The sequence below is a fragment of the Halobacterium salinarum DSM 3754 genome, assembly GCF_008124605.1.
Taxonomy (GTDB): Archaea; Halobacteriota; Halobacteria; order Halobacteriales; family Halobacteriaceae; genus Halobacterium; species Halobacterium salinarum.
Genome location: NZ_VRYN01000024.1, coordinates 1 through 6,577, shown reverse-complemented (window position 1 = coordinate 6,577; position 6,577 = coordinate 1). Strand labels below are relative to the sequence as shown.

The 6,577-nt window shown below is 59.3% G+C and carries 7 protein-coding genes; 5 read left to right on the top strand and 2 right to left on the bottom strand.

Going from position 1 to position 6,577, the window contains the following annotated elements; translation table 11 throughout:
* The first annotated feature begins 81 nt into the window (after nt 1-81).
* From APQ99_RS12230 to APQ99_RS13120, 3 genes are all read left to right on the top strand, one after another.
* Nucleotides 82-348: a hypothetical protein gene (locus tag APQ99_RS12230; RefSeq protein ID WP_136361737.1), complete on the top strand. Its 267-nt coding sequence runs from the start codon at nt 82-84 to the stop codon at nt 346-348.
* Between the two features lie 358 nt (nt 349-706).
* The gene (locus tag APQ99_RS12225) at nt 707-2,407 is read left to right on the top strand and encodes a transposase (RefSeq protein ID WP_136361738.1); all 1,701 of its coding nucleotides are present in this window, start codon (nt 707-709) and stop codon (nt 2,405-2,407) included.
* A 76-nt stretch (nt 2,408-2,483) separates the two neighbouring features.
* Nucleotides 2,484-2,675, top strand: a complete 192-nt coding sequence (locus APQ99_RS13120) for a DUF7692 domain-containing protein (protein ID WP_424334795.1) — start codon at nt 2,484-2,486, stop codon at nt 2,673-2,675.
* A 171-nt stretch (nt 2,676-2,846) separates the two neighbouring features.
* Here the strand turns inward: APQ99_RS13120 and APQ99_RS12215 are convergent, their stop codons facing one another.
* Complete coding sequence (locus tag APQ99_RS12215; RefSeq protein WP_136361739.1) at nt 2,847-3,614, bottom strand: hypothetical protein; 768 nt, start codon at nt 3,612-3,614, stop codon at nt 2,847-2,849.
* Between the two features lie 286 nt (nt 3,615-3,900).
* Between APQ99_RS12215 and APQ99_RS12210 the strand changes: the two genes are divergently transcribed.
* Together APQ99_RS12210 and APQ99_RS12205 are read left to right on the top strand one after the other, a co-directional pair.
* Nucleotides 3,901-5,037, top strand: coding sequence for an outer membrane protein assembly factor BamB family protein (locus tag APQ99_RS12210; protein WP_136361740.1), 1,137 nt, complete (start codon nt 3,901-3,903; stop codon nt 5,035-5,037).
* Nucleotides 5,038-5,311: 274 nt separating this feature from the next.
* Nucleotides 5,312-5,872: a TATA-box-binding protein gene (locus APQ99_RS12205; protein WP_136361741.1), complete on the top strand. Its 561-nt coding sequence runs from the start codon at nt 5,312-5,314 to the stop codon at nt 5,870-5,872.
* Between the two features lie 233 nt (nt 5,873-6,105).
* Here the strand turns inward: APQ99_RS12205 and APQ99_RS13115 are convergent, their stop codons facing one another.
* The gene (locus APQ99_RS13115; RefSeq protein WP_285255362.1) at nt 6,106-6,258 is read right to left on the bottom strand and encodes a DUF7837 family putative zinc-binding protein; all 153 of its coding nucleotides are present in this window, start codon (nt 6,256-6,258) and stop codon (nt 6,106-6,108) included.
* Between the last annotated feature and the right edge of the window lie 319 nt (nt 6,259-6,577).

Here is a 6,577-nt window from a genome sequence, read left to right as displayed (position 1 = left end):
CCGTGCACCAAGTGCACGACTTTCTAAGCTAGTAACTCTCTATAACAGTCAGAAACTCTATCATAGTGTGTGAAGACTTCTATGACACCCTCTGATATAGGTAATGTTGCTGTACTCCTCCGACGAGAACTCCCCTCGCTTCTGGACGCGCACAAGACTGAGCAGACCGTTTCTCATCTAGAACAGTTTGGTGAGATATCGATTGACCAGCTTGCAAGTCTCTCACCGGAAGACAAACATCTGGTAGTCATGAAGATGCGAAATCTGGCTGAGGAAGGACTTGTAGACTTTGACGAGGAAAGCGGGATAGTCCGGTTAACGGAAGGTAACCCTGCATCCGAGGAGTGATTTCGCCCAAACTCCTCCATTGAGTGCCTCCCCACGGAATTGCACGCGACGAGAGTTCGTTTCCGAGATAAGCACACGAGCCGGCGAACGCCGTGTGCATATTTCGCCGGTCGGCCAACGTATCGAGCTGGTCGGTAATGAAGCCGCCGGGAGATCGAGGTGAACCTCCCCAAATCCACTCCCTCGAGTGAGCTAAATTCATACGGTTATCAGGGCTCGTGTGTACCAGTAGTTCCTGATTTTACCGGAGTCTGTTGCACGCGCTTCTGCGGCTACGCCAGCATCGAGTCCCTCGAAGCCATTACTATCCCGACAGGCCACCCAAACCTATCACGCCCGGGAGAAAACCCCGGAAGCGATGGACGAATACGATCCGCCGGACCACTTACAGTCCGAGGTCACAGACCCCCCGAAGTTCGAACACAACGCCTCTCCCGGCCGTCTCTCCCCATACGCAATCGGCAGTGTCCACCCGGCTGACGTCCACTGTCTCGCGCTTCTCCACTTCCAGAACACCATCGCCCCAGAGAGCAGCCTGTTCACCGAGTGGCCACCTAGCGAGGACGCCCCCCAGTGGTACTGTCTCGCCATTCTCCGCGAACTCGTCCCCGACGACGACACCGACTACCGCAGCCTCGCTGACTACCTCGCTGACACCCCCCGTGTCGCCCGTGAAGCGGGCTTTTCCCCGGATGAGATTCCGCATTACTCTACAATCTCCCGGCATCTCAGCGCGCTCTCCCCGGGGGATGCTGTCTTCACAGAGGCAGCAACGCGGGCGGACCAGGCGGCTCGCTACGCCGTCATGTACGATCGGCCGCTTGACGATCTCGGTCCTGACCCCCCGGAACCCGAGCCGGAACACTTGGAATGGACTGCAGACGATCCCGTTGACGTCGGGGAAAAGATGGAGGCCGCCACCCAGGTGGTTGGAGAGTTACTCGCGTTGACGATGCCCGCGCTGGGGTTCGACCGCGACCAGCTCGCGCCGAACTACCAGTATCGGACCGAGGACTTCTATCGGCTGCTCGCCCACATCGCCCTGGAGGACTGCTACGCGGCGAACGGGGCGAAGTTGCTACGATGGCAGACGGATGATGCTGTCGCGGTCCCGCCGCCGGCTACACTGCGGAGCTACGCCCGTGAGTACGAGGTTGAGGAGCTGGAAGCGAAGTTCATACGGGGCACCTGTCGGCTCCTGGAGCGCGAAGAACTACTACCGGAGGAACCGGTGCACCTCGCTTACGACATCACCGACGTCCCCTGGTACGGCGACGACCATGAGTGGACGAGTGGGGGACGCCAGTCTTCGAACACGACGAGTTACTGGAAATACGCTGTACTCTCGGTTGCGGCCCCTAATCGGCGGTACGTACTGGGGGCGACCCCGATTAAGAAAGAAAACGAGACGGCGGACGCGCTGCGGCGGCTGATTCGTCGCGTCAGCACGTACGCCGACTTCGAGCTGGGACACGTCTACTGTGACCGGGGGATGTACCGGGGGGACGTGGTGACAACGTGCCGCGAGGAAGGGATTGACTTCCTGATTCAGGCGAAGGATACGGGTGCCCCTGGCGAGCTACTGGAAGGACTCGATGACGACGAACCCGACGGCGAGAACGGGGTTCGATTCGCTGGATTCACCGGCAGAGACCAGGTGAACGTGTTTGCGCACCCCATTCATGAGGGGGAGATCGGGAGTGAGGCACGCGAGAAAGAGCACGTCGCATGGATTACGGATTACGACGTTGAGGACGTCCCCGACGAGAAACTGCGGAAGTACGCGTACCAGTTCCGGGATCGATGGCAGGTTGAGACGGCGATTCGCCAGCTGAAACACGACTTCCAGGGGCGTTGTGGATCGAGCAAGCGCGCGGTGCGGACGTTCTACTTCGGCGCGGCTCAGATGTTCTATAACTACTGGACAGCACTCAAATACGAACTCCCATACCACTTCGGTGGTCGGGAGAACTTCCAACTCACCGCGACAGACGTGCTTCACGCGATTCGGGAGGCCGACGTTGAGCGTGCGCGCACCGGTACGAAGAGAATCATCTGACAAACGCGGCAGACAACATCAGACCTAGTGTGCAACAGACCTCGGTAAAATCAGGGACTACTGGTACGAGCCAGGTATGCGAACCCGCACCGACGGCGACTACGCCTACCGACTCGGAGTGATCGGGTTCGCGATGGATGCGCTCGACGAGAATACGAGGACGGCCGTTCATCCTAGCCGCGTGCGAGCACGCGAGGCAAAACCAGCGAGCGAAGGAGAAGACGCTGGAGCACCCCGACAAGACACCCGAACTGGCCGACATCCTTAGCACGTCACAGCTGCAATTGACCTACGAGGTTACGAGTGCGCTCACCACAGAGTAGCCGAATTTTACTGGTCTGTCCCTGCGAAACAACCGAGAAGTCAGTATGCGCATCGACCGCCTCAAACCACGTCTGGACGTGTTGCCATCCACTCGAACCCTACCCTCGGCGCAGAATCAGAATGGCGAATAGATTGAGCTTTCGAACGCGTGTATCTCGTACTCCGTCGGCAAGTCATCGGGCTTGTTCTTGGGCGTCCACTGTCCGACAATCGCAGCGCGGAACCCTCGCTCTTCCCCCTTCTCCAGCTCCGACAAACTCGTCTTCACACTCCCGCGGAGACGGCCATCCTCAGTGTAAATTAAACCGACGAGCGCAATCGACTTCTCCGACCCGTCGTTCCGAACCTTTCCTGTAATCTCCGTCATTGTCTGGAAGTCCTTACTGAAGGTGGATTGGGTGACTGTGACGTTATCAAGCTCCTCCGCACCGAGCCTCTCGTTCTCGTCGTCGATGATGGATGGGCTGACTGTCGCCGCGTCCTCTCGACGGTCGCCGAGAACCATCTGGTAGTAGTCCCACGTCGTCTCGGCCGGAATCATATGGATGTAGCCTTCTATCGAGTCAACGACAGACCCAGACTCATCGGACACAGTATAATTCACCCTACCCCCTGAGTGAGTGACTGAACTCGGATTCCTCAACCGCGCATACACCCATTTCGAGCCGTCCTCTCCAGAGATAATTGACGAAGTATTGAGGTTGAGTTCGGCTGATGGCTGCGTTGTCGTGGCTTCTGTTGTACCCGTCTGCGCTTGCGTACTGGAGGTGTCTGTCGCCTGCTTCACCGTATTGTCGTTGTCAGCAGTTCCGTCGCTTGTACATCCCGCGAGCGCGACTGTGAACGTGGTTCCTGCGGTCGTTATAAACCGCCGCCTGTTCATACCGAGACCATCCCATCCAATTGTAATAAACCCTAACGAGACGGTGACTCGATTCATCTGAACTTACCACTGCAACAGTATCGATGAGCGGATGAGAACTGTTGTATGACACCCTCGGAGTTACTGGGGTAGATTCAACACCCAGAGACTTAACCAACAATTAAAGCGAGACACCACAAGTGTAGGTTAAGCCTGTGTTGTTACCCACCCTGCGCTCGTAGCCCACCGCGCCTTCTCCAAGAACCACGACCACACTTTATGTCGGCGGCGTGGCGCATTTGAACCAATGAATCGCCGGAAGTACCTCCTGGGACTGGTAAGCGCAACAACCCTCGCTGCCGGCTGCACCACCGGAAGCGACTCCGACCCGGACGCCACCGTTGACGCGCCAACCACCACGGAGAACACGGTCGCGCAGACGGACTCAACTACCCAGACGACGCCCGCGCCCTCACCGACTGTCGAATGGGACGCCGTCGCCGGCGCACGAATCGGGAACGGCCACCACTACCCCCCGCCAGCGCTAGTCGATGGAAACCTCATCGTCGCCAGTGGCCTCAACGACGCCGGCGTGATCGAGGCGTACAACCCCGACACTGGCGACCGCGAGTGGACGCACGCGACGAACGCCAGCATGAACAGCGACCACCCACTCGCAGCGAACGACTCTGTCGTCGTCGTTGGAACTGACGACGGCCTCAAAGCAATTCGGGCGTCCAATGGGGAGGCCGCTTGGACTGAGGACATGGCCGTCTACGGCGACCCGCTCGCCATCGACGACGCCGTCTACGTCCCGACGGCAGCCGGCGTGAAAGCCCGGGGATTCGATGGCGAGCAGCTCTGGACGTGGAACCACGACAGCTTTGTCAACCGCGTCGGCAGCGCTGGCGATGCCGTCTACACGAAGGCGGGCACCTCACTGTACGCCATCGACGTGAGTGATGGATCCACGATCTGGGAGAAGCGGTCTACGATGGAGCTCTCGACCCCGCCAGTCGTGGTGGATGACCTCCTCCTCCTCGGGCGCGAGAATGGACACCTCACGGCGTTGCAGACGGAGTCCCAAAACGAGAAGTGGGACGTCAACTTGGAGCAGTCGGTTTCTGCGCCGCTGGGTGTCGGTAAGAATGCTGTGTACGCAGCTGGCTGGTCGCGGGATCTCCATGCGCTCACTTCGAGTGATGGCGGGACGAAGTGGACGTTCTCCCCGGAACTGCAGACGATCTCGGCGGCGGTTGAAGTCGGAGACACCGTCTATGTCGGTGGGTCGAACGGTCTCTACGCTCGTGCTGTTGACGATGGGAGTCCGCAGTGGACGGTTGGAACAGATTCGGCAGTGTGGGCTCCGCCGCTCGTCGAGGAAGACCAGCTGTATCTCCTCACGGAGGCAGGCGGGATTTTCTGCATCAGCTACCCAGAGTAAGCAGCGACAGCAATCAGTCTCCGTGAAACACCACCTGCTCAGTCGCTCTGTTCGACCGGGGCCTTGTACTTAGCGGTTCTCGATACGACATGGCAACCGTCTATGACACGCTTCGTTCAGCGTGAAATCGGGCGACGGGAACCGTTGCAGCGTTCGCGCTCGTGGTAGGACCAGCTGCGACAGCCGTCCTCGCAGCGCTACTCAGTTCCTGCAGCCGTTCACCGCGCCATTCGTCTCACCATTTTTCACGTAGTGCGTCCCAGGAGTAGACAGAATGAGCACGCCGACTGAAAGGATCCAGACCGAGAATGTCGTCGCATCAAGCGACCTCGGCCAGGAGCTAACCCTCGAGCAACTCGCAACTGATCTTCCCGGCGCCCAGTACAATCCCGAGGACTTTCCCGGCGTCATCTACCGCCTCACCGATCCCAAATCAACGACGCTCATCTTCGATTCGGGCAAGGCCGTCTGTACCGGCGCCACAACCATCGACGATGTCCACGACGCCCTCAGTATCGTCTTCGAAGACCTCCGCGACCTCGGCATCGACATCACAGACACTCCCCCGATCGACGTCCAGAACATCGTCTGCAGCGGGAGTCTCGAACAGTCCCTGAATTTGAACGCTATCGCCATCGGGCTTGGTCTCGAAGACGTCGAGTACGAGCCTGAGCAGTTCCCCGGCCTCGTCTATCGCGTAGATAGCCCAGATGTGGTTGTACTCTTGTTCGGCAGCGGGAAACTCGTCATCACTGGCGGCACCACCCCAGATGACGCCCACCACGCACTCGAAACCATCCACGAGCGACTCACCGACCTCGGCCTCCTCGAATAACCCGCTATACCAGCTTGACCGCGTGTAAGAGACGCTTCACACGCGTCGAGCAGGGTTTGCGTGACCGGGAAGTTAGAGGAAATACGTCGCAATATCGGGACTCCCGCACTCTGGACACCGCTCGACGGCCTTCGATTCCAGCGTCGTCCCGCAGCGCTTGCATTCGACCAGAGACGCCTCAGGCTTGGGCTCTGAAGACCAGAGGAGCCGAGTGAGTCGTCGCAGCATGGGTGTTAGGCGTCCGGGTCGACAACATCGCCACAGTCGGGGCAGTCCGCCCAGTAGCGGTGGCGCCCATTCGTTTCGTACTCGACGAGCACATGCCAGTCGTGGATCGTGGCACCACACCGGGGACAGTCGCCAAGCCGGGAATTCTGCGAAGACATATCAGGGGGTGTGCAACCGGGAGTCGAGAGCCGTCGACGGTGGCGGCTCGCTCAGGGGTGGACGTGCGTGTGACAGTAGGGCTGAACGCCCTACACTCCGATTTACGAACACGCAGCCACATATAGGTCGCGCAAGTCCACGGGACGGCGTACTTCCCGCTATTGAAAGCCGGAGCCCACACCCGAAGCCAGACGGTCCATGACGAAGCAACGGTATCCCGGCCAACTGGGCTCGTTGCAGCGCTGTATACCTGCTCTGGACCCGAGACTACTCGTGGCTGTTGTCGCTACTACTCTCGGTGAAGTATCCGTGTTCGAT